Annotated in this window: 16 protein-coding genes; 5 read left to right on the forward strand and 11 right to left on the reverse strand. The window is 65.7% G+C overall.

The window, feature by feature from the left end:
• Window positions 1-15: 15 nt before the first annotated feature.
• The 3 genes from ACODTB_RS13235 to ACODTB_RS13245 are packed head-to-tail and all read left to right on the forward strand — an operon-like array spanning window position 16 to window position 2,689.
• On the forward strand, window positions 16-945 hold the full coding sequence (locus ACODTB_RS13235) for a multiubiquitin domain-containing protein (protein WP_086920766.1): 930 nt from the start codon (window positions 16-18) through the stop codon (window positions 943-945).
• A complete protein-coding gene (locus tag ACODTB_RS13240) occupies window positions 945-2,351 on the forward strand; it encodes a ThiF family adenylyltransferase (RefSeq protein ID WP_086920765.1) in 1,407 nt (468 codons plus the stop codon). Before ACODTB_RS13235 ends, ACODTB_RS13240 begins: the two co-directional genes overlap by 1 nt.
• Window positions 2,352-2,353: 2 nt before the next feature.
• A complete protein-coding gene (locus ACODTB_RS13245) occupies window positions 2,354-2,689 on the forward strand; it encodes a ubiquitination-like system serine protease family protein (protein WP_086920764.1) in 336 nt (111 codons plus the stop codon).
• Window positions 2,690-3,254: 565 nt separating this feature from the next.
• Here the strand turns inward: ACODTB_RS13245 and ACODTB_RS13250 are convergent.
• The 7 genes from ACODTB_RS13250 to ACODTB_RS13280 all read right to left on the reverse strand — a co-directional run bounded on the left by ACODTB_RS13250 (window position 3,255) and on the right by ACODTB_RS13280 (window position 16,528).
• Window positions 3,255-4,130 carry a phospholipase D-like domain-containing protein gene (locus ACODTB_RS13250; protein ID WP_086920763.1) on the reverse strand — a complete coding sequence of 292 codons (876 nt, stop codon included), beginning with the start codon at window positions 4,128-4,130 and terminating at the stop codon, window positions 3,255-3,257.
• A 7-nt stretch (window positions 4,131-4,137) separates the two neighbouring features.
• Complete coding sequence (locus ACODTB_RS13255; protein WP_086920762.1) at window positions 4,138-6,333, reverse strand: DUF8724 domain-containing protein; 2,196 nt, start codon at window positions 6,331-6,333, stop codon at window positions 4,138-4,140.
• Window positions 6,334-6,345: 12 nt separating this feature from the next.
• Window positions 6,346-10,548: a C-terminal helicase domain-containing protein gene (locus ACODTB_RS13260; protein WP_086920761.1), complete on the reverse strand. Its 4,203-nt coding sequence runs from the start codon at window positions 10,546-10,548 to the stop codon at window positions 6,346-6,348.
• Window positions 10,532-13,018, reverse strand: a complete 2,487-nt coding sequence (locus ACODTB_RS13265) for a hypothetical protein (RefSeq protein WP_192871557.1) — start codon at window positions 13,016-13,018, stop codon at window positions 10,532-10,534. The genes ACODTB_RS13260 and ACODTB_RS13265 overlap by 17 nt, the downstream gene beginning before the upstream one ends.
• 315 nt (window positions 13,019-13,333) lie before the next feature.
• The gene (locus ACODTB_RS13270; RefSeq protein ID WP_238136737.1) at window positions 13,334-14,881 is read right to left on the reverse strand and encodes an HsdM family class I SAM-dependent methyltransferase; all 1,548 of its coding nucleotides are present in this window, start codon (window positions 14,879-14,881) and stop codon (window positions 13,334-13,336) included.
• A 652-nt stretch (window positions 14,882-15,533) separates the two neighbouring features.
• The gene (gloA, locus tag ACODTB_RS13275; protein ID WP_488929391.1) at window positions 15,534-15,980 is read right to left on the reverse strand and encodes a lactoylglutathione lyase; all 447 of its coding nucleotides are present in this window, start codon (window positions 15,978-15,980) and stop codon (window positions 15,534-15,536) included.
• A 5-nt stretch (window positions 15,981-15,985) separates the two neighbouring features.
• Complete coding sequence (locus ACODTB_RS13280) at window positions 15,986-16,528, reverse strand: PaaI family thioesterase (protein ID WP_291121768.1); 543 nt, start codon at window positions 16,526-16,528, stop codon at window positions 15,986-15,988.
• A 52-nt stretch (window positions 16,529-16,580) separates the two neighbouring features.
• On the opposite strand from ACODTB_RS13280, the gene ACODTB_RS13285 reads away from it, so the two are divergent.
• Together ACODTB_RS13285 and ACODTB_RS13290 are read left to right on the forward strand one after the other, a co-directional pair.
• On the forward strand, window positions 16,581-17,045 hold the full coding sequence (locus ACODTB_RS13285; RefSeq protein WP_291121769.1) for a MarR family winged helix-turn-helix transcriptional regulator: 465 nt from the start codon (window positions 16,581-16,583) through the stop codon (window positions 17,043-17,045).
• Window positions 17,035-18,279 (forward strand): MFS transporter, encoded by a 1,245-nt coding sequence (locus ACODTB_RS13290; RefSeq protein ID WP_291121770.1) that lies wholly within the window; start codon window positions 17,035-17,037, stop codon window positions 18,277-18,279. The genes ACODTB_RS13285 and ACODTB_RS13290 overlap by 11 nt, the downstream gene beginning before the upstream one ends.
• A 13-nt stretch (window positions 18,280-18,292) precedes the next feature.
• Here the strand turns inward: ACODTB_RS13290 and ACODTB_RS13295 are convergent, their stop codons facing one another.
• The 4 genes from ACODTB_RS13295 to ACODTB_RS13310 are packed head-to-tail and all read right to left on the reverse strand — an operon-like array spanning window position 18,293 to window position 21,512.
• Window positions 18,293-19,084 (reverse strand): SDR family NAD(P)-dependent oxidoreductase, encoded by a 792-nt coding sequence (locus ACODTB_RS13295; protein ID WP_291121771.1) that lies wholly within the window; start codon window positions 19,082-19,084, stop codon window positions 18,293-18,295.
• Window positions 19,085-19,106: 22 nt separating this feature from the next.
• A complete protein-coding gene (locus ACODTB_RS13300) occupies window positions 19,107-20,051 on the reverse strand; it encodes an ankyrin repeat domain-containing protein (protein WP_291121772.1) in 945 nt (314 codons plus the stop codon).
• A complete protein-coding gene (locus tag ACODTB_RS13305; protein ID WP_291121773.1) occupies window positions 20,048-20,623 on the reverse strand; it encodes an RNA polymerase sigma factor in 576 nt (191 codons plus the stop codon). The genes ACODTB_RS13300 and ACODTB_RS13305 overlap by 4 nt, the downstream gene beginning before the upstream one ends.
• Before the next feature lie 28 nt (window positions 20,624-20,651).
• Window positions 20,652-21,512, reverse strand: coding sequence for a hypothetical protein (locus tag ACODTB_RS13310; RefSeq protein WP_291121774.1), 861 nt, complete (start codon window positions 21,510-21,512; stop codon window positions 20,652-20,654).
• Window positions 21,513-21,708 lie beyond the last annotated feature (196 nt).

A 21,708-nucleotide genomic window follows, 5' to 3' on the forward strand; every position in this document is an offset into this window, starting at 1 on the left:
AAGAAAGGCAATCAAATGCAAACCCAAACCCACAGCGGCGATGACCGCTCCGATGTCGAAGATGTCGCCGCCGCAATCCGCGAAGGCCGCAGCCTGCGCCCGGCGGCGCTCTACCGGATCGTCGTCCTGGACGACCAACTCCACGAGCGTCACGTCGATCTCGCCGATCCGGTGCCGACCGCGCGCCAGATCCTCCAGGCCGCCGGCTTGCGCCCGGGCGAAGGCTACAGCGTCTACGCGATCCTGACCTCCGGCGAGTTCGAAGACCTGCGCCTGGACGAAACCTACGATCTGCGCGGCCGCGGCGCGGAGCGCTTCGTCATCTTCCAGACCGACCGCGCGTTCAAGTTCACGATCGACGACAGGCAGCTCGAATGGGGCAAGCCCAGTATCAGCGGACGCGTGCTCAAGGCGCTGGCCGGCGTCCCGCCGGAGACCTACGACGTCTACCTCGAAGTGCGCGGCGGGGGCCAGGACATCCTGATCCGCGACGGCGACCTGATTGATCTGGGCAAGCCGGGCATCGAGCGCTTCATCACGCTGATCCGCGACACCACGGAGGGGCTGCTCGCGCTGCCTGAAGCGGACGAGCGCTATCTGAGCACCCACGGCGTGGTCTTCGAGATGGTGAGCGACGGCGCGCACACGGGCGTCGTCTTCAAACAGCTGCAGCTGCCCGCCGGAAAGTTCAACCACGCGGCGGCCGACGTGCTCGTTCTCCTGCCGCCCGGCTATCCCGATGTCGCGCCGGACATGTTCTATTGCGATCCCTGGCTGACGCTGCAAAGCGTGGGGCGCTACCCGACCTGCGCCGACCAGGCCCATGCGTTCCAGGGCCGCAACTGGCAGCGCTGGTCGCGCCACAACACGGCGTGGCGGCCGGGCATCGACGGCCTGCACACCATGCTCAAGCGCATCGAGCGCGCCCTGGCGGAGGCGAAGTGATGTCGCCGGCTGCTCTGGACATCGTCCTGCTGGAGCCGCACGAGGCGGCCCTGCGCTCGCTGCTGCAAAGGAGTGACGGGGCCGAGGCGTCCGCCTATGTGCAGTTCGGCAGGGCCGACATCTCGGCAGACCCGTGGTCCGGCCTGCCGCGCACCAGGTTGATTTCGCACGAGGTTATCCCAGTCGCGGCCGATGAGATGGTCTCGGCATCCCCGGTCCACGTCACGTGGTCCACTCGCGGCTTCATGCGTGTTCTCGGCGCCGCGAAGGAACGCGGCTTGGTCGCGGGCCTGGTGCACACGCATCCGAACGCGGCAGCGTTCTTCTCCGACCAGGATGACCGAAACGAGGCGGAGCTCGCCCGGACGACGTTCAACAAGGGCGTTTCCGGCCTGGCCAGCATGGTGTTCGGCCGCGATGACGCTATGACGGGCAGGCTCTGGATCGCACCCGGCGAGACGGTCACGGCGTCCTCGATCTCGCTGGTAGGTAGCCAGATCAAGATCGCGCGCACGGTGGCTGCAGCTGATGAAGTTCAATTCCTGGCGCGGCAGGCCGCGCTCTTCGGCCGAGGGTTCAATCCAGTCGTGCGCGGGCTGCGGGTCGGCGTGGTAGGAGGCGGCGGCACGGGCAGTGCAGTCGCGATGCTGTTGGCGCGACTGGGCGTCGGCTTTCTGGGGCTGATGGACAAAGACATCATCGATGTTACCAACCTCAACCGCGTGCATGGCTCGCGCGCCGCAGATGTGGCCGCCGGCCTGGCCAAGGTGGACATCCTCGCGCGTGAGATTCGCGCGGCGGATCTCGGCACCCAGGTCGTCACCAAGAAGGAGTGGGTCGGCCATCCCGATATGCGCGATCTGCTGCGTTCCTGCGATGTGCTGTTCGGTTGTACCGACGACCATCAGGGGCGTCTGATGCTCAACCGCCTGGCGCACTACTACGGCATCCCGCTGATCGATGTGGGCCTGCGCATGCGCGCGGCACGCAGCGGCGCGGACTACGACATGACGGGGCGCGTGTCGACGATTCGCCCCGGCAACCCTTGTCTCATGTGTCTGGGGGTGGCCGATCCGCGCCGCGCTGCGGCCGAAGGGCTCCGGCGCAGCGATCCGGCCGAGTTCGAGCGGCGTAAGGCGGAAGCCTATGTGGATGGCGGCGGCGACCCCGCACCCGCCGTGGTCACGTTCACCACGGCCATCGCCTGCGCAGCCGTCGATGAGCTCATTCAGGGCCTGACCAGTTTTCGCGGCCCCCAGGGCATGACGCACAACAGGATTCGCCGCTTCGACCGCATGGAGGATCGCGCCATGACCTGCCGGCCTGTCGCCTCTTGCCCGGTTTGTGCCAGCCAGGCGAGCTGGGGGCGCGGCGATGTCAATCCATTTCTTGGCGTGATCGGCTAGCCATGAAGCGGCTTATCGCTCGCGCGCTGCGCAGGTTCGGGTGGCTGCACTACGACCTGCTCGTTTCACCGGTCACGCAGCATCCGGGCAAGAGTCCGGTGCCGCCTGGCGAGCTGTGGCTGGTCATTGACAGCGGCGTCAAGAAATGGGCTTGCATGAGCTGCCCGGGAGGTTGTGGGGTGCAGATCTCGCTTTCGCTCAACCCGGATCGACGGCCCCGGTGGTCGGTCGAAACCGACTTCTGGGGCAGGCCGACGCTCTTCCCCTCGGTTCATCAGCACCGAGCATGCTCCTGCCACTTCTGGGTGAAGAATGGCTTGATCGAGTGGTGCAGGTAGGAAGCGCCGAGTGCTGTTCAGTCGCAGCGGCGCTTGTTGTCGGGGCCTGTCGGGCTTAGGTGCATCGGTATAGGCGGGCGAGTACATATTTCAGGCCGCCGACGAGCTCGCCAGAGGGATGGCAAGTTCCCGGTGGCCGCCAGGCCCTGATACAAAACCTTTGACATTTGCAGGCGATGCCCAAGGTCTTGTATCGATGGATCGGGTACCAGTCGTCGCGACCCGTCACGAGATCTTTGGTCGTGTCCATGGCCGAAATGATCGCGGTCAGGGCTGCGGGCCGGGCGCACATGCCCCCCCACTGCGGCCTCCGTCGATGACATCCTGCTAAAAACCGAAGGTGAATCCCGAGTGCAGGCCGCGCTGCGCCGAATGCCAATCAGCGTGCGGCACCTCGTCACATTTCTGCTCGGCAAGGAGTCAGACCAGTTCGCGACGCCGAAGTCTGGCGGCGTCCGCATCTAGCAGCAGGAAGGGCGAGAAGCCGAGAGACGCCGCGCCGTACCCGGCATTTCTAGTCCCAGGTCCGATGCTGGCTCCTGCAAAATCGTACACGCGGCGCGGCTTACATCCACGGCGTTGCAGCCGCCAGGACCGCGTCGATGACCTCGGCGACACCTGCCGCCGCTCGCCCCTCAAGCACGACGCCCATTTCCATCGAATGTTCAAGGGAGGCCGCTGTCACGTTGGACGAGCCGAGGTAGGCTGTGCTCCGGTCGCAAAGCACCGCCTTTGCGTGGAAGGTTTCCCGCCCGCCGTCCATGCGCGGAATCGAATAGTTGAAGACCCGCACGCCCTCCACCTTGAGCCACTGCGAGATGGCGTCGAATCCGAACGGGTAGTCCTTCCGCGTGTTGTCTTCCAGGCTGCGAAGAATCAGGATGCGCTCGACCCCCGGGGAAACGTTCGACAGCAGCTCCGTCAGCCAGGTTGCGCCGGTGCTGTCAAAGAACGGCGTCATGACGACCATGCGCCGTTTCGCCGCCCGCACCATGCCGTGGAAGGCGTGCTCAGTGGCCTCCAGTTCTGTTGTTCGCCAACCCAGCGCCGATAGCTTCTGCTCCAGCATGCTCGGCCGAGGCGGCTTGGTGAGCACAACCTGCGCCACGGTTGCATCGCGGTGTACGGACGACCGATAGTGCTCAACGGCATGAAGGGCGAAGGCCAGGCGCGGGAAGCGTTCGTGCGCACCGTTACGCGGTTTGTATCCCGCCGGCGTCAACTCAATGAGCCCCAGGCTCGTTGACCGCTCGAGTAGGCCCTGCGTCGCGCCTTCTTCGGTTACACCCAATTGCGCCGCATCGATGAGCGAGCGGGCTGACTGCGCCGAACCGGCGGGCAGGCCTGCCCACGCCTCCAGCACCGCTGCGGCGAGTCCGGCTTTCTCAGCCAGGCCGGCCAAGACGGCTTGCTCGAACGCGGTCAGCTTCTGGGTTGGCATTGCAGACCTACGGTTTGACCATGTCTAGGTAGCCGCGAATCGGCGTGCCCCGCTTGTCGAGACGAGGCCTGCCCCCGATGGACCGCAGAACCGACCGTGAGAGCAGCTTGTTGCCGGCAATGCACGACGTCTCCGGCATCATCACGCAGTCAGGGCAGGCGCCGCCGCGCTCCGTGCACAGTGAGCCGGTCCCGCATTGCGTCGCCTTGGCGCCGAGCATTGCGGTCAGCATCGCCGGGCCGGCATTACGCCAGAGCGCAGACAGGTTGCCCAGGTCCATCGTTGTGCCGTTGCGGTAGACCACGAAGGCCAGGTCAGCCGGAAAGATGTACTCGCCCAATGAACCCAGGTCCAGGCCGGAGTACTCCGACACGTGTTTCATCAGCAAGTGCGAGTAGCTGTGGAGCAGGGTGTACAGGTAGAAGTAGACCGGCGGCGTCGTGGTCTCAGGCAAGTTGTCCAGGAACGGACTCATCGGCTGTGCCGCGCCCAGCAGGCCTGCGCCAATCTTCTCTCCCGCGTTCAAGGTGAACATGTCCGGGCAGTTCAGGTCGCGGAGCCATTCGAGAACGAGTTCTTCCTTGACGCGTACATACAAGGCCTCGTTACCCTGTTGCACGACGTAGACCGGATAACGCGTGCTGTCGTTCTGCTTCACCGGTGGGAACAGGTTTAGGCGAACGGGCATGTCCATGCCCCGCTTGTCCCGCAGGATGGGCGTCGACTCCATGCGCGAGTAGCCGAAGCTGAAGCGACACAGGTCGAATTCCCGGATAAGGCCCATGTCCTCGAGCCCCAGTTTGTCGAGCAACGCGCGCGTCGCGGTCTGCACCTGGTCCGTCTTGTCCTTGTCTTCTGGTGCCAGGTCCTCATCCAGCCGAGTAAAGGACACATACGGCTTCTTCCCGTTGGTCCGCGTCTCCACATCCAGGCGCGTGTTCTTGAGGGCCGCGTGCTCGACGGCCAGGCGGAAAGGGTCGAACTTGGATGCGAACGTCGATTGCCTGTTCTGAAGGTTCGAGACAACCGACACCGGAAGGTCCAGCTTCGGCAGCAGAATCTGTCGTCGGCGAAGGTCATCCAGAATGCGCTGGCGACTCGTGTATGCCATTTCGATGGCGCCTTTCAGCGTAGTCCGCATCGGCTCCGCAAATCCCTCGAGCGTGCGAATCTGCTCCACGGCAGCAAGGTAGTCCGCCAGGTCCTTGGCGCATTCCGGCTTGCCATCGCAGGCCTTCTGCACGTCCTCATCCGTGATGGGTTGCGCGGCAAAACCATACTGCCTCGCCACGAAGTCCTTGAGCTCTGCTTCCCGTCCAGGACGTAGTCGGGTCAGCAACTGCTGGCTGCCGTCCTTGAAGTCGATGAACAGGTCGGACTTGACGTAATACGCGCTCGACGCGCGGTAGGGCGTCGCCTGCATCCGTACCTCGGTCAGGCGGTCCGGCCCCATTGCCGGTCCGAGAATGCGCAAGGTGTCTCGGTCGTTCTGCAGCCACTTCGGTGACAGCGGCTTGTCGCAGGCGGCGCACTCGAAGAACCAATCGCCGATGCCGGCAGAGCGCCGATTCAGCTTGAACAGGAAGCTCCCGCAGACGCAGTTGTCGCGGCGCTTGATGACTTTGGCATCCCGGTCGCTCCAGTGCCACTGGCCCGGAAAGGCTGCCTCCCAGTGACCGGACCAGTGCACGAAGACGACATCGAGCTGCTCCCAGTCGCACTGGCCCTTCTTCTTGGGGTTGGGGCAGCGGTCGGATGTCAAGTTCTCGAGGTTCTTGTCGAGCTCTGAGAGAGTCTCGTAGTCCTGGAACATTCCACAGGTTCGGCACACAAACGTCAGCGGCGCCGGCGTGTACTCCATGTGCGAGGGCCGGCACAGATAGAAGCGATCCTGGCCCGGCAGTTGGAACTCCGACCTGGTTGGGTCAAGCAGGGCCTGGTCGACGCACTGCGCCGGCAGGATGCGCGGCTTCGTTGGGTCGCCGTCGCGTGCAGACGAGGCGGTGTTGAACCAGGCCCGACCCAGCTCGTTCATCCGCTCGAACACCAAGTCCATCGTGGACTCCGTGAGCTGAATGGACTCGCCGGCCGAAGAGCGGGCAATGCAGGCCCCCATACCACCTTCGAAGGTAAAGAAGCTCTCTGGGGCGTAGGCCGTTGCGAGCTGGTTGCGCGACCGGTTCATTGTTTTGGCTTTTGCCATCTTGTTTTTCCCTCAGCTCCGCGCTTCTGTTGCGCTATCGGTCGAATCGATGTCTGCGCCGGAGCCTCGCCGAATGAAGGTCATCGCCCGCGCCGTCATTCCGTCTGCCACGCGCTTGTACGACGCATCGGCACCCGACTCGTGAATGAGGCCGGGCTGGTCCACGTCGCGCAGCGAAGTCATCGGCCGCAGCAGGCTGTTGCGCGCAGCGAAGAACTGGACCAGACGAGTACTGTTCACCAGTCGGTCCACACCCAGGTCCTGCTGGTAGTGGATGAGCTGGCCCTTGAGCAGCGAGCGGTAGTAGTTCTTCCCTTCAGGCGATGGCGAGAATGACAGCCCGAGCGCCTTCTCCATGAACGCCTCAGTGGCCTTCATGTTGGCCGGAACGGCCAGGAAGTCGCGCACGTCGGGCGCCATGGCAAAGGTGGTGCTGTTGCGCTTCTTGTCGTCGTCCGCCGTGCACAGGCGCTCGATGGCGTTCATACCGCACACATACTCTTGGAAGAAGCTCGGCATTACCCGCACCAGCGCCTTCTCGGCCCAGCGGTCAACCGCTGCCGGCAGAATCATTCGCTCCAGGAACCGGTGGAAAATGTCGTGAATCTCTAGCACAAAACGGTCGCGATACCGCTGCGGAACGGGCACCAGCAGCGAGAAGCCCACGTGTGTGCGGCCCACGCGTGACGACGCCTGGATGTACTCTGCGATGTCCGACGGGATGCCCGCGAAGAACATCGCGTTGAACTCTTCCACGTCGACGCCGTGCGAAATGGCGGAGGTGGCAATAACCGACCGAAGGGTGTCGTTCAGCTCCGGGAACGGCTTGTTGATACCAACACGGGTCTCGGCCCGCCGGACGATGTCCTGGATGTCGGCGGCCGACACCGCTCCCGAGATGAGTTCCGAGCTCAGGGCTTGGTCAGCGTAACCCTCGGCCTGGTGAAGCTTCTCGAACTGAACCTTTTCGGTATCGATAACTTGGTCGCCACCTTTCTTGTTCGTGACGTAGGTCAGGGCGATGCGGTGCAAGTCCACCAGTGTCAGCAATGTGGCGGCATCCGCGCCCGCCAGGAGCCGGACAAACTGAGCCCGCAGCGGGCCGGGAGACACCCATCGAATCAGCTCGTCGCGGGCGGCCTTCTCCTTGGTCGGGTCCTCGCTGCGCAGGCGCTCGTACAGGCCGGTGAGCATCACGTGGTAGTGGCCGAGCACCGAGGCCATGGCCACGGTATGGCGGTGCCCATTGGTCAGGACCGAGGAGTAGACGCGCGCCCAGTGGCTGCGCAGCTCCACGTCGCCTGCATCAAGGGCCGCGCGCTCGGTGTCGTCAGATGTAGCGTCTGGCTGGAGGGGCGTCGCGTAGAACGAGTCGTAGAGCGTGGGACCCGGATAAGGGAACTGGACCGTGTTATCGCGCTGGTAGAGGTTGCGCATCTGGCGCTGCGGCTCGCTGACCGTGGCCGACGCGGCAATGACCTTGATTTTTCGACGGACCGTGGACTCGGGCTCGTATGAGAGATGACCCTTCAGCAGCGGCGAGAGTTGGTCGAGCGCTGCCTCCAGCGCTGATTCGAACAGACCCGAGAACGTCCCCAGGGACTCGTCCAGCAGGTGGGCCTCGTCCTGAATCAGCAGGGCCGGAAACGGGTCGAAGAACTTCTTTTCGCCTGCGACGAAAGAGGGGAACAGGGCGCGCGTGCTGGTGCCAGGGTGACCATCCCAGTCCTTGGGTTTCATCGGCACGTACAGGCGCTCGCTGCCGGTCTCGACAAGCGGCGCAAAGCCGAACATCCCGAAGAACTTGCGAATGGTGCCCTGCGACTGGCCAATAGCAGCGAGCTTGTCGACCGTGCCCAGGAGGACGGACGGAGCCAAGTCGTAGATGTCCTCGTCGACGATGTAGAAGGGTAGCGGCGTGGGCTTGGCGAACCGGGCATTCCAGGAGCACTTGTCCTTCGGGGCCGTGCAGTAGTGCCCCATCGCGTTTGCACCGGTACCCGATTGACGGCGCAGCGCTAAGAGGCTCCCGTCCCTGTTGCCACAGAACGGGCACGAGGACAGCTTCAGCCAGCGCTCACGGGCGCTCTTGTAGGGCTGGACGTCCTTGTGCTCGGCCTCCGCACTCGGGGCGAGTTCATCATCGCTGGGGACTTCTGTGTAGCCGTCCTCGGAATGCCAGTTTGGAGTGTTGCTGCCGCCCACCCAGAATCCGAGCGAGAACGGCTCGCCGGGATGCCCGCGCGTGTGTCGGACTTCCTCGGCCGCGCCCATCGTCGCGAAGGTGCGGCGCGCTTGTTGCAAGGTGAGCAGGCGCAACGGGTAGCGCATAAGGGCCGAGACACCTCGGTGCTTGGCCCGCAGGCGGTCGAGAAAGAGAACGAAGGCCAACAGGCCCAAGAACGCCTCGGACTTGCCGCCGCCGGTGGAGAAGTACAGCAGCGTCACGGCATTGGCGTGCTTTGCAACCTCGGGCGTGTAGTAGCTGTGGAACTCTGGAATGCGCGTCGCGAAAGCCGGAATGGACGCCAGGATGAAGGCGAGCTGGAACAGGCGCCACTCGTCATAGCCCTTCGACTTCGCCACCTTGGCCATCGCGGTGTTCATCGAGACCCAGGCTTCGAACGGAATGCCGAGCGGCGACTTCTGCACGCCAGGCCCGCTCCAGCTTGCGCGGGACTTCTCGAGGATATCCAAGCCGCAGCGGATAGCGCCCAGCTCTCGGCGCCAGGCGGCGACGTCCAGGTGCAGTTTTTCCTTCTCGGCCGCCAGTTGCTCGGCGGCATTCGGCCCGTCCAGGCCCCGGTCCACCGGATGCTTCTCGACCTTGGTCAGCCATTGTTCGTAGGCCGTGATGAGTGGCCTCAGGTTGGCTAGGCAGTCGGGTTGCGACAGCTTCTCGATGTTTCGCTCAACGGCGCCATCGGTTGGAATGATGCGAGGCAGCACGTAGCGCGGGGCCCACGTCGTGGTCAGGCGGTGCAGCGCGCCGTCGACCGTCAGAGTGATACCGCCATTGAACCCCAGCGCCGGGTACTTGAGGTACTGGTTGTACCGGTAGGACGGCTTGACGCGGTCCAGGCGTAGGAACTGGTGGTCGGCCGCCGGCACCGCAGTGGTCACCGAGACATGGAAGAGTGAGGGTTCCAGCTCCTTGAAGTTCGCCTTCGTGAGCGGAGCGGTCCAGTTTTCCAGCGCCACGTGGACGGTCATGCGAGTCGTATCGACCGGGTCCGGCACCGCCTGGACAACCCAACGCAGTTCAATCTGGGGCACGATGACCGCCAGGCCCGAGGCGCGCACCCGTTCCAGGAAGCCCTTCCAGCCACGCACGTCAGACGGCCGCACTCGTGTGCGCCGGTATCCCCACAACTTGCCACCTGCTTCGGGGTCGGAGCTGGCGGCCCAGTCGCCGAGCTGCTTGGCGATGGCTTCATTCAGGGCATCGGTCGCCTTCTTCGCATCGGCCTCGGCTGTTCCCGGGGTGAACTCGAAGGAGGGCAGGGCGAGCTCGAGCCGGAACCACTTCGGCGGGGGAGGAATGTCGTCAGCCAGGCCGTCAGGAGTGGTCAGGCCGGTGGCGACCTCTTGAACTGGCCGAGCCTCGCCTTCCTCGCCGCCTTCGTCATTCTCACCTTCGGTGCCCTCGGTTTCGCCATCTTCCTCTGCTGGTGCACGGTCCAGTCGGTTGTCGAACGGCAGGCCCATCGACTCGTAGACGGCCTTGCGAGCGTCGTAGCTCTTCGCGGCCCACTCCGGGTGCGTCTTGCCGCCTGGCAGTGCGGCAACGAGCCTGCCTAGTGCGTCCTTGACCTTGCTCCGAATATCGGCGCGGGCCTCCCGCGTCAGGGGGAACGTTGCCTCCAGTCGTCCGCCGGGCTTCACTTCGTCCTCGGTCGGCAAAATGCGGACGTATACGGCGCCAGTTAGCGACACACCCAGCGTGGTGCTCACAGCAGCCGAGCGAATCTGGAAGTCCATGCCGTGCGCGCTGATGCGGATGGGATCCGCCTCCTCGTCGCCGCCGCGCTCCTCTGGCGGCATCGGCACGATGAACTCCGACATCAACGCGGCGCTCGGTTTGGCCCCGTAAATGACCTTGTAAAAGTCGCCTCGGCCGGCGAGTCGCGCAGACAGTCCGTTGAGCAGGCTGTCGACAACCGCCTCTTTGTAGGCCGGATGGATGTTGCGAGGATTCTTACTGAGAATGGACACGTGTCTCTCCCTTTGTGATCGTTGTCTCGCGCGCAAGTGGCGGCACAACCTGTTCGACTCGATAGACGCAGCGCAACGCCTCCTGCTGCAGTTGCCGTATGACGTCTTCGGACACCTTCCGGTAAGTCGCGGCGCTCTCGGGCTGGAACAGAATCTCGGCGTACCGGGCGACCAGCTCCCGTCCCAGGTACTGGTTCAGACGCCGCGCATTGCGCACGAAACCCCAGTGCTGCTCTGCAGCCTCCTCGCTGATACCCAAGGCCTTGCAGAACACCTTGAAGTACTTGGAGTCCTTGGAGGCGTGGGGCCGTGTGTCGTCCTTCGCTTGTAGGGCCAGCCAGTAGTACACACGACCCGGCCGGCAGTCCGCGGCCTTCGGGTCCAGTTCAACCATCTTGGCGTGAATCTCGCGAGCCAGTGCTGACCGCTTGGTGGACTTGAACATCAGCGCACAGCGCCGCTGAACATCGTCGTGGTACAGCTTGAGCAACATGCGCACCGGGTCCACCACGGAGCTCACGCCCTCGCCGTTCAGCTGCAGTGACGACTCCAGCTTGGCGCGCAGCTCGTCGCTCATGTCGAAGATGAAGTCATCAGGCTGGATAGCGCTTGCGGCCGCGCGGCGAAACGGAGGGTCTTCATCGGGTACGTGGCGATAGACCCAGCCAGAAGCATATGCCCGGCCACCACCTTCAAGCTCGAACTTGTAGTACGCCTGCTCGCCGCTCTGACCGTTGTGACCGTTGTCGTCGAACTTAAACGTGAGGGGCATCTCACGCAGCTTGTTGATGACCAGTGGGTTCGGCACCTCCGCTAGACGCCGCTCCAGCTCCTGGGCCAGCAGACCGATGCGACCGCGGTAGGCCTTGAACGCATCCACCTCCTTCATGCTGATGAGCGTTGTGAGCGTGGACTCGGCCTGACGATAGGCCACCAGCGCCACGGTGCCGTGCGGCACTTCCGGATGGGTCAACAGGATGCGGAGCACGTCGGGGTTGATGCCGATGAAGGTGAAGTGCTTGCCTTTGCGGTCGCCCGTGAGCGTCTTACCCACGGCAGAGAGCGTGTGCCAATCGATACGACCTTCAGCGGCGGCCCAATCCGCGCCCAGCTTGCGCTGCAAGAAGCGATGCGCCATTCGCACGTACCGGTTGCTCGGCAGCACCAGGGAGATGCCTTGCCGGCCAGCAACGGCGTGCTTGCGGACTTCCGAGAGCATGCGGGCCGCCATTGGCGTAGCGTCATTCCAGTCGTCGAGGAGCTTCTCCGCACGCTCGATGGCGCGTTCTACGGCGTTGCGTACCGAGTTCAACGTGCCGGAGTCGAGCGCCGAGGCCAGCCGGAGCTTCACGGGCGTCCAGGCGTTCTGCTGGCTGCAGTAGTCGCCTCCGCCGGTCTCCGCCGAAGCCGCTGTCAGGTCGGTGTATCCCGCCGGCATGTTTGACAGCCGCAGAACGTACATGCAGGCTTCAAGAAGTGCTTGATAGGCCGGACTCTCATCTTTGCCTGCCGACGCGGTCAGACGTTGGAATGCCAGCGCAAGCTGAGATGCGTCGCGGTCAACGATGCTCACGCTGAAGTTGGAGTTGCTACGCTGAGCGGGTTGCCAGTCGATAGCGACCGGGTGAGCCGAGAGCAGTACTTCTTCAGATTCGGCGGCCCACACCCGCGTCTTAAGCGTGCTCACGGTATTACGAAGCTGCGCCCGCAAGATGAAGAAGGTCTTGGGGTCGTCGGTCACGACCACGGCACCTGTATCGGAAAGACTACTTTCTTGTGCAATCGATAGAAAATCGGGAATCCGATCAACGGCAGCGTAGTTCGTACGTCGAGCCGCCTCCGTGGCGTCTAGCAGCAAGATTTCTGGGCGTCCGGGGCCCTTCAAAGCTTGGGCAGCCAATGCTGCGCGCCACGACTCCTTCTTCGCGGTATGGTGCATTACCATGAGAGCGCCGGGTGCCTTCTCGGGGATGTCCCATTCCTGGCTGACCCTCTCGCGGAGATCACGCCGGAGCGCCAGACGTCCGACTTTGGCGAGAGTGCGTTCCAGAGGGTTGGAAGCTGTCGTGGCCCAGGCCCGCTTGGTTGGGTCGAAGACGAACGTCGGAACGAGCTCCGCGAGGGATGGATTCGGGGCGCCGGGCGTGTGCTGGGTCAAGTCGTTCAGCGCCCACAAAGCGCCGAGGAACGCCGGTGACGTCGTGTACGACTCCGCCTCGAGTGTGCCGTTCGGTTGTTCCACCCATAAGCTGCGATAGAAAGTGCTCAATGCCTTGCGGTCGGCGAGCACGCTATGGAGTGGCGCACGGCAGGCATGCGTGCCCGGATAGAGCAAGGTGCGCATGCCGCGCAGGTCCTTGGCAAAAACGCGCTCGACGCTTGCTAGCAAGTGCAATAGAGGCAGCGCCGTTACCTTTGCCGGCCAGACCAGGCATAGTGTCACCCCGCCCTGATCGGCTACCTCAAGCACGGTGCTTACGAGCTCCTTGGTCCAAGGCTGCGCTGCCACGGTCTCCCCGGCAGTCCGTGATTGGTAGGTCAGGCGGGCATTGCCGGCGCGGACCTGCGCCCAAGGCCGTTGTGGACGGACAGGGGCTGGCGACTGCGGAGGGGGAAGCGGCACCACACGGGGTTTGACCGGTGAGTGCCTCCCTCCCACGGGCTTGGTGGCGTACTTGCGTGCCCGTTCGGCTTGTTTCTCGCGAGCCTTTGCTTGGTCTGCCTGGCGGTCGGCCAGTGATTTGAATTGAGGCATTACAAAGTCCGAACAGTTCTTGCCGTGTAGTCATCCCTCGGAAACGAGTCCGAAAGCCAGGTGCACTGCTTCCTCCATGGACCTGCCATCGGCGAGGGCCTCTCGAAGTGCCCGCGGGTCGGGGAGCGCAAGTTGATTGAGCTCAAACGCTGAGACGTTGATGGCACCCGAGATGCACCGGAAGTAGCGGTCGACCGCATGCGCGCTCAGCAGCTTGGCGAGCTTAGTGGGCGGCAACGCTGGCTTGTCGCTGACCGCTTCGATGATGACGACGTGGTTCTCACCGATGAAGCCGCCGTACGTGTCGAAGACGCCCGGTGACACTGCAGCCGCCACAAGGCGCCGCGGCTGGTCGTTCGACGTCACTCGCTGCATGACCACGCATGGCGACGTGACTACGGACATATGCCCCTTGTCGCCCAGGTCGACGAATCGATGCTCGCCGTCGTAGGCTGAGGTGTCCTCCAGCCGAACGATGCGGCCCGGGACGATGTCCCGCGACCACATGAGCGGCATCGCTGTGTGCGCCTTGGCCTTCCGGGCGTCCTGAAGCGAATCGAACTTGGGCCGTTTGTCGCGGTTCCAGACGTACGCCCCGATGCGCACCCGGTAGCCGTAGTCGGACAGGCGGAACCGGGATAGGGCGGCCGCCTTAAGCAGGGTCACGTCGTCGACGGAACGCGGGATGGGCCACACGGCGCCGGAGTTGGAGAGGGTGCATTCACCGACGCTCGTGTATTGTCCCGCCCCCGAGACGACGGAGACGTTGGCGCGCACCTGCGTGTGGTCTTCTTCGGCGCGGCGCCGTAGAACTGTCAAGGCGGTCTCTTGCTCGACGTCAATGAATACACCCTGGCGGTCGCTGACCATGCCAATGTGCTCGACGTCGGTGTTGCGCATAAGGAATTTGCGCAGTCGACCGAAGTACTGCCCTGAAAGGAAACTGGTCGGAGTGACCAGTGCGGTATGTCCGCCGATCCGAAGCAAGCGGACGCAGAGGGCGATGAAGAGGCAGTACAGGTTCGGCTGGGCCTCGATTACATCTGAGTACGTGTCGCGCAAGGGCTCCAACTCCTCGGCGGTCATCTTTCGGTAGGGCGGATTGCAGACGACGACATCCGCCGTACCGAGACAGGCGGCTAGGGTAGTCAGGGAGTTGGCCGTGTGGACGTTGAAGGATGGGACGTAGTTCGTTTTCTGGATTTCCGCGTGCAGCGCCATGCATAGGAAATGCTTGGACAACTCACACAGTGTCTTGTCCAGATCGCAGCCGCTGAGGTGCCTCTCGATGTGCTTGAGCACCTTCAGCGCCGTGAATCCCTGCGCAACCAGCGCGGTTCGCATTCGCAAGGCAATCGGTGCCAAAAAGGCCGCGCCTCCGCAGGCAGGGTCCATGAAGGACTGACTCCCAAAGTCGACGCCCTGCGCGGCAAGGTCTTCGAGTAGGCCCTCGGTCAGCGACGCCGGCGTAAAGAACATTGCCAGGCTCTTGCGGTAGCCCTCGTCGGCCAGTACGGCGTAGGCGGAACTCAGCCAGTACGTCGCCTCAAGGTAGCTCAGCTGACCCAGCAGTGCCACGAAAGCCGCAATCTGGGGCTCCGCAGCGAGCACCTTCGAATAAGGTAGGGAGGGCTGTGGGAGTGCCGGGAAAGCGGTCTTGCACCAAAGGCGAAGCACTGTCCCGACAAGCGTTGACGCGTCGCATTCGCAACGCTCAGTGACTTGGCCAAGGGCGCGGATGCGCCGGGTAATGGATAGCTTCGACGGGGGCGTCATTAGAACCGGCCCCATCCTCCGTCTGCTCTTGTTGGCCTATCCCTTTGTGACTGTATGACCATGCTTTTTCTCCCTGGGCACGTCGTTGCATATAGGTTCTTTGGCGAGGCAGGCGAGCGAGTAAGTGCGACAGTAGTCGAGTACCAGCTTCTCCAACATATTGGTCTGCGACCGCTGTTCGCGCGCTGCTGCTTCTTCGAGGCAGCGCTTCACCAGTGGCGACACCCGGAAGCTGATTGACACCGACTTCGTGGCTCGCTCCATCGAGGCCTCCTTAGGTCCGTATAGTAAGTCGCAATACGAATTACCGAAACAGGTGGTAACCCCGCGGGGGGGGGGGCGACCAGGCGGGATGGAGGCCACCAAGCCGATGGAGCGGAAGTTGGTCGCCATGGCTGCATGCCGTCACCGGATAAACAAAAGCCCGCTTGTGCGGGCTTTTGTTGCTCATCTGCTACGCGCTGCGCAGCGGATCGGTGTTTTTGGCGTCCGATTGGCGTCCATATTCGTAAGTTGTTGATTTTGTTTGTATTAATTCGATCTTGTAGCCATCGGGGTCGGTCACGAAAGCGATCACCGTGGTGCCGCCCTTGACCGGGCCGGCCTCGCGCGTCACGTTGCCGCCGGCCGCCTTGATCTTCTCGCAGGCCGCGTAGGCGTCGGGCACGCCCAGGGCGATGTGGCCGTAGGCCGTGCCGAGTTCGTAGCTCTCGGTGCCCCAGTTGTAGGTGAGTTCGATCTCGGCCTGGGCCGGGTTGCCTTCGTAGCCCACGAAGGCCAGCGAGTACTTGTACTCGGGGTTTTCGGAGGTGCGCAGCAATTGCATGCCCAGCACCTGGGTGTAGAAGTGAATCGAGCGCTGGAGGTTGCCCACGCGCAGCATGGTGTGTAGAAGTCGCATGGGTCCTATTTTGACGGCACTTCAAAGACCAGGCAGGTCGTTGTGGCATGTGCGTACAGCTTGCCGTCGGGCCCCACGATGCGGCCCTCGGCGGTGGCCAGCTGACGGCCCGCGTGCACCACGGTGCCGATGGCGCGCAGGGGGCCGCTCTTGTAGGAGGCCGCGCGCACGATGTTCACGCTGAGTTCCGCCGTGGTGTAGGCCCGGCCCACCGGCATGACGGTGTGCACCGCGCAGCCCACGGCGGAGTCCAGCAGCGTGGCGTACCAGCCGCCGTGCACCGTGCCCAGCGGGTTGTAGTGCTTGAGCTGGGGCTGGCCCTGGAAGACGGCCCGGCCTTCACCGATTTCCACCAGCGAGAAATCCAGCGTGTCGGCGATGTGCGGGTAGGGCAGCTTGCCGTCGAGCATGGCCTGCATCTGTTGCATGCCGGTCAGGCCCGCGAGATCGGCGGGGTTGGCCAGACCCACGCCCGCACCGGCGTTCATGCGGGCCACGACGGCTTCGTATTGCTGGATCCACTGGGCCTGGGTCTCTTCGACGGTCATGGTTCGATTCCTTTCTATTTGCAGGTGCAAATATTGTAGATACAATCATCTCATGAATGCCGACACCCAGGTGACATCGCCGACCCCGGTGGGTTGCACCAACTTCAAGCTGCGTCAGCTCACGCGCCGCGTGACCCAGCACTACGACCAGCACCTGGCCGGCTCGGGGCTGAAGATCACGCAGTACTCGCTGCTGACGCACGTGGACCGCCTCGGGCCGCTGGCGCCCGGCGAGCTGGCCCGGCGCATGGACATGGGCGCCTCCACCCTCACGCGCAACCTGCAACCCATGATCGCGGCGGGCTGGCTGGCGATGGGCGAAGGGGTCGATGCGCGCAGCCGGCTCGTGCACATCACCGACGCCGGGCTGGAACTGCGTCGCCAGGCGCAGCGGCGCTGGAAGGCCGCGCAACTCTCGCTCAACGACAAGCTGGGCGTGGCCACCGTGGCGGCGCTGCACGGGCTGCTGGACCAGGGGCTGGCCGCGTTTCACGAGGAAGACACCCATGAAGACTGAAACCTTGACCGCCGCCGCGCCCGCGCGTGCGCCCTATGTGTGGTGGCTGGTGCTGCTGGCCGCAGCCGGGGCTTTCGCGCTGACCATGGGCACGCGCCAGACCATGGGCTTTTTCCTCTCGCCGCTGAACACCGCCACCGGGCTGGGGGTGGGCAGCATCAGCCTGGCGTTCGCCTTCGGCCAGCTCTGGTGGGGGCTCACACAGCCTTTCGCAGGCGCCGTGGCCGACCGCGTCGGTGCCGGGCGCGTGCTGCTCATCGGGGTGCTGCTGGTGGCCTTGGGCACCTACCTCACGCCGCTGATGACCAGCACCTGGGGCCTGATCCTGGCCATCGGCGTGCTCGCGGCCGGTGGCGCCGGCATGGCCGGGCCTTCGGTGCTGATGGCGGCCACCGCGCGCCTGATCCCGGCCGAACGCCGGGGCATGGCCACCGGCATCGTGAACGCGGGTGGCTCGTTCGGTCAGTTCCTCATGGCGCCCCTGGCCGCCGCGCTCACGCTGGGCCTGGGCTGGGTCGGTGCCCTGCAGGCGCTGGGCCTGATCGTGCTGCTGGCGCTGCCCGCAGCCTGGGTGTTGCGCGGTCCGGGCCCGGCGGCAAAGGCTGGGGCGGCGCCCGCGCCGGTGGCCTTGCCCACCGGCCAGGCGATCCGCAAGGCGCTGAACACGCCGAGCTACCTGCTGCTCTCGGCAGGCTTCTTCGTGTGTGGTTTCCACGTGGCCTTCCTCGCCACGCACCTGCCCGGCGTGGTGGCCGCGTGCGGCCTGCCGGCCCCGGTAGGGGCCTGGGCGCTGGGGGTGATCGGCCTGTTCAACATCATCGGCAGTCTGGCCATGGGCTGGGCCGTGGGCCGCTGGCGCATGAAGTCGCTGCTCTCGCTGGTGTACGCCTCGCGCGCCGTGGCGGTGCTGGTGTTCCTGCTGGCGCCCAAGACCGAGGCCGTGATGCTGACCTTCGCCGCTGTGATGGGCCTGACCTTCCTCTCCACGGTGCCGCCCACCGTGGGCCTGGTGGCCAAGTTCTTCGGCACCGGCAACATGGCCATGCTGTTCGGCATCGTGATGCTGGCGCACCAGGTGGGGGGCTTTCTGGGCGCCTGGCTGGGCGGCCAGGTGTTCGAGGCCACTGGCAGCTACGACTGGGTCTGGTACATCGACATCGTGCTGGCCGTGGGCGCGGCGCTGATCCACCTGCCGATCCGCGAAGCCGTGGTGGCGCGGCCCCGGCCCGCGTGAGGCCAGGCAACGCTCAGACCGGCACGGTGTAGTTCAGCGCCATGCGCCCGCCGTCGACGGTGACGATCTCGCCGGTGACGTAGCTCGCCGCGTCGCTGGCCAGCCAGGCCACCACGTCGGCAATCTCGTCGGGTTCGCCGAGCCGCTTGAGCGGTGTGCGGCTCAGGATCTTGTGGCGCGCCTCTTCGCTGGTGAGCACGGCCTGGGCCGCCAGCTCGGTGGCGATGGTGCCGGGCGCCACCGCGTTGACGCGGATGCCGTGGTCGGCCAGCGCCAGCGCCATCACGCGGGTGAGCTGGTTGATGCCGCCCTTGCTCACGTTGTAGCTGGCGATGTTGGGGATGGCGAGCACGCCATTGACCGAGCTCATGTTCACGATGCTGCCGCCATCGGCCTGTTGTGCCATGGCGCGCGCCACCGCCTGGCCCATGAGGAAGGCGCCCTTGAGGTTGACGCGCAGCACCTCGTCGAAGTCTTCTTCGCTCACGTCCAGGAAGTGGGCTGCCTTGAAGATGCCGGCGTTGTTGACCAGCACGTCGATGCGGCCGTGGCTGTCCAGCGCCAGTGCGACGATGGCGTCCACGTCGGCCTTGTCGCCCACGTCGCAATGCATGTAGGTGCCTTCGAGTTCGCGCGCGAGGGCGCGGCCGCGCGCGTCGGCCACGTCGGCGATCACCAGCTTGGCGCCTTCGCGCGCGAAGCGGCGCGCACAGGCTTCGCCGATGCCTTGGGCCCCGCCGGTGACGAGGACGACGCGGCCCTGGTGGCCGAAATGCACGGAAGAGGAAGAGGCTGGGGTGTTCATGTCGCCATGGTAGCGACGGGACTCAGCGCGGTCCGCGCTCTTGCAGCGATGGCAGCTGTTCGGCGTGTCCCGCCTGGTGCGCGAGATCGATGGCGCGCAGGCCATCGTGGTCGGTGCGCCCGGGGTCGGCGCCTGCGCCGAGCAGCAGGCGCACCAGCGGGGCATCGCCACGCTGTGCGGCCAGCATGAGCGCGGTGCGGCCCCGCGCATCGGCGGCGTTCACGTCCGCCCCCTGGGCCAGCGCGTCGCGCACATCGGCGACCGCGCCGCGCGCGGCGGCGGCCAGCAGGGCCGCGGCGGGCGAGAGCGGTGCGACGGCCTGGGGTGCGGGTGTGGGTGCGCCTCGCCGCGCCGACAGGGCGGCGTGGGCCTGCTCTTGTGCCAGAGCACGGGCGCGGGGGGTGGCCGCCATGTCGGTCGATGCGGTGGGAGGGGCTTCGGCCTCCGCTGCCCTGTTGGCCACACCGGGGGCGACGGGTGGTGTTTCTGCCGGCGCTGGAGCTGGCGGCGCGGGGGGCGGCAAGGGGGCTGCGGGTGCTGCACCGCGCGGCTTCGGGCGCTCGGGCGAGGGACGCGGTGCGGCCGGCGCGGCGGGCCGGGGTTCGGGCGGCGCCGCGGCTGCGGGGGAGGCTTGCTGCGCGGCGGCTGGGGCCTCTGCCGGTGTGGCTGCGCGGGAGGGCGCCTGGGCCTCGCCGAGGGCGATCTCCCGTTCCTCGGGTGTGCCGCGCTCGAACTGCAGCACCACCAGCGTGGCCAGGCCCAGCACGGCCAGGCCGCCGAAGGCGCGCCAGCGCCAGGTCGAATCGTTGGCGGCCGGCGGCTTTGTGTTCCCAGGGGTTTCGCGGGCTTGGGCCGCGGCGGTGCGCGCCTGTGCCAGCACCTTTTCGCGCAGGGTCGGGTCGGGGCGCGCGGGGTCGTGTGCGTTGGCCTCCCGGTAGCGCTGCAGCAGTTCGTCTTGCGGCTTCATGCAAAGGCCTCCAGGGCTTGGCGCAGGCGCTCGCGCGCGTACCGCAGCCGGCTCTTGGCGGTTTCGGCGTTCACGCCCGTGGCCTGCGCGATCTCGGCCAGGCTCAGGCCCCCTTCGGCCTGCAGCAGGAAGGCCTCGCGCTGCGGCAGGGGCAGGGCGGCGAGGGCGTCCAGCAGGGCCTGGGCCTGCTCGCGCGACTGCAGCTGCCGCACCGGGCCGAAGCCCGAATCGGCCGCCAGCGTGTCGGCGAGGGCGGCGCCGTCGTCGGTTTCCGCATCGAGGCTGGCGTGGGCCTTGTGGGTGCGCCAGTGATCGACCAGGCGGTGGTGGGCCAGGGTGAACAGCCAGGTGCGAAACCGCGCGCGGGGTTCGTAGCACGGGGCCTGGCGGATCAGCGAGAACCACACGTCCTGCACCAGGTCATCGGCCAGCGCGCGGTCGTGCACGCTGCGCTGCACGAAGCGCCACACTGGCAGGCCGTGGCGGTCGTACAGGGTTTCGAAGGCGCGCGCGTCGCCTGCGGCAAAGGCCTGCATCAGCGTTTCATCGGCGGGCGAAACCTCCTCGGTCATGCCCGCGATTATGGGAGCCGGGGGACCATCAACTCGGGTCGGGCGCGTAGCCGGGGGGCACGGCACCGGGGAAGGGATTGGGCCTGGGCGGCACGGCCTGCGTGGGGATGATGCCCATGGCGATCAGGTTCTCGCGGCTGTCGTAGCGGATGCGGATGACTTCATCGGGCCGGTCGCTGCGCCGCTCGAAGGTGGTGTGGGTGATGGGCGCGTCTTCGCGTGCGCCGTGCCCCGTGCCCAGGCGCGGCGCCGGCGCAGCGGGGGCCATGCGGCGCGCGGCCAGCGACTCTGCACGCTCGCGTGGCGCCTCGCTTTCGGCTTGCGCCTCGGTGCCGGCGTCGGCGTCGGCGGCCGATGAGCGGTTCTGCACGCCGCTCTGCTCGCGCAGCGAAGGCCAGGGCAGCACGGCCGGCGGCGGCGGCGGCAGGGGTTTTTCGCGGAACACGGCCACGCCGATCACGCCCACGTGAGCCGGGCGGCCGGTGCGTTCGGCGTACGAGGCGCTCGATGCCGTGAAGTGGAAGGCCGCGACCTCGGCATCGCTCTTGCGCCAGCCGGTGATGGCGTGCTGCTGCCAGGGAGAGAGCACGTAGCCGGTCTGCTGCCAGGCGGCGGTCTCGCCCGAGATCACGTTCACACCGTCGACCGAGACCACGCCGAGCACCCGGCCCGGCGTGGCGTTGCGCACCGACACGGCGTAGCGCGCGCCGGGCCGCCCGGCGACCCAGTGCTCGCCCTGATGGCGGTAGACCGTGAGCGTTTCGCCGCTGTCGCGGTCGATCACCTGGATGTCGGTGAGCCGGCCCACGGCCTGAGCCGGTGAGGAGGCCAGGGCCACGAGCGCGGCGGCCAGGCACAGGGCGAGGCGGAAAGAGGGGAGGGGTTTCATGCGGGCTCCGCGAACAGTGGATGGAGCCGGTTGAAACGAACGAACCGCCTCGATGGGGTTGAGGCGGCGCCGGTTTTTGTGTAACGGAGTGCGTCAGCAGCTGTTGCAGGTCGCCAGCGCGCTGCTCACGCGGGCGCGGGTCTGCTCGATGAGGTAGTCCAGGAACACCTCGGTGCGGCGCGGCATGAACTTGCGG

It is taken from the genome of Hydrogenophaga sp. FG152 (assembly GCF_057809615.1).

Excerpts from the sequence above, each read along its gene's own strand:
- ACODTB_RS13300 (WP_291121772.1), bottom strand. The coding sequence starts at position 20,051 with ATGAAGCCGCAAGACGAACTGCTGCAGCGCTACCGGGAGGCCAACGCA.
- ACODTB_RS13240 (WP_086920765.1), top strand. The coding sequence starts at position 945 with ATGTCGCCGGCTGCTCTGGACATCGTCCTGCTGGAGCCGCACGAGGCG.
- ACODTB_RS13305 (WP_291121773.1), bottom strand. The coding sequence starts at position 20,623 with ATGACCGAGGAGGTTTCGCCCGCCGATGAAACGCTGATGCAGGCCTTT.
- ACODTB_RS13295 (WP_291121771.1), bottom strand. The coding sequence starts at position 19,084 with ATGAACACCCCAGCCTCTTCCTCTTCCGTGCATTTCGGCCACCAGGGC.
- ACODTB_RS13255 (WP_086920762.1), bottom strand. The coding sequence starts at position 6,333 with ATGGCAAAAGCCAAAACAATGAACCGGTCGCGCAACCAGCTCGCAACG.
- ACODTB_RS13290 (WP_291121770.1), top strand. The coding sequence starts at position 17,035 with ATGAAGACTGAAACCTTGACCGCCGCCGCGCCCGCGCGTGCGCCCTAT.
- ACODTB_RS13310 (WP_291121774.1), bottom strand. The coding sequence starts at position 21,512 with ATGAAACCCCTCCCCTCTTTCCGCCTCGCCCTGTGCCTGGCCGCCGCG.
- ACODTB_RS13285 (WP_291121769.1), top strand. The coding sequence starts at position 16,581 with ATGAATGCCGACACCCAGGTGACATCGCCGACCCCGGTGGGTTGCACC.
- ACODTB_RS13245 (WP_086920764.1), top strand. The coding sequence starts at position 2,354 with ATGAAGCGGCTTATCGCTCGCGCGCTGCGCAGGTTCGGGTGGCTGCAC.
- gloA (WP_488929391.1), bottom strand. The coding sequence starts at position 15,980 with ATGCGACTTCTACACACCATGCTGCGCGTGGGCAACCTCCAGCGCTCG.
- ACODTB_RS13280 (WP_291121768.1), bottom strand. The coding sequence starts at position 16,528 with ATGACCGTCGAAGAGACCCAGGCCCAGTGGATCCAGCAATACGAAGCC.
- ACODTB_RS13235 (WP_086920766.1), top strand. The coding sequence starts at position 16 with ATGCAAACCCAAACCCACAGCGGCGATGACCGCTCCGATGTCGAAGAT.
- ACODTB_RS13250 (WP_086920763.1), bottom strand. The coding sequence starts at position 4,130 with ATGCCAACCCAGAAGCTGACCGCGTTCGAGCAAGCCGTCTTGGCCGGC.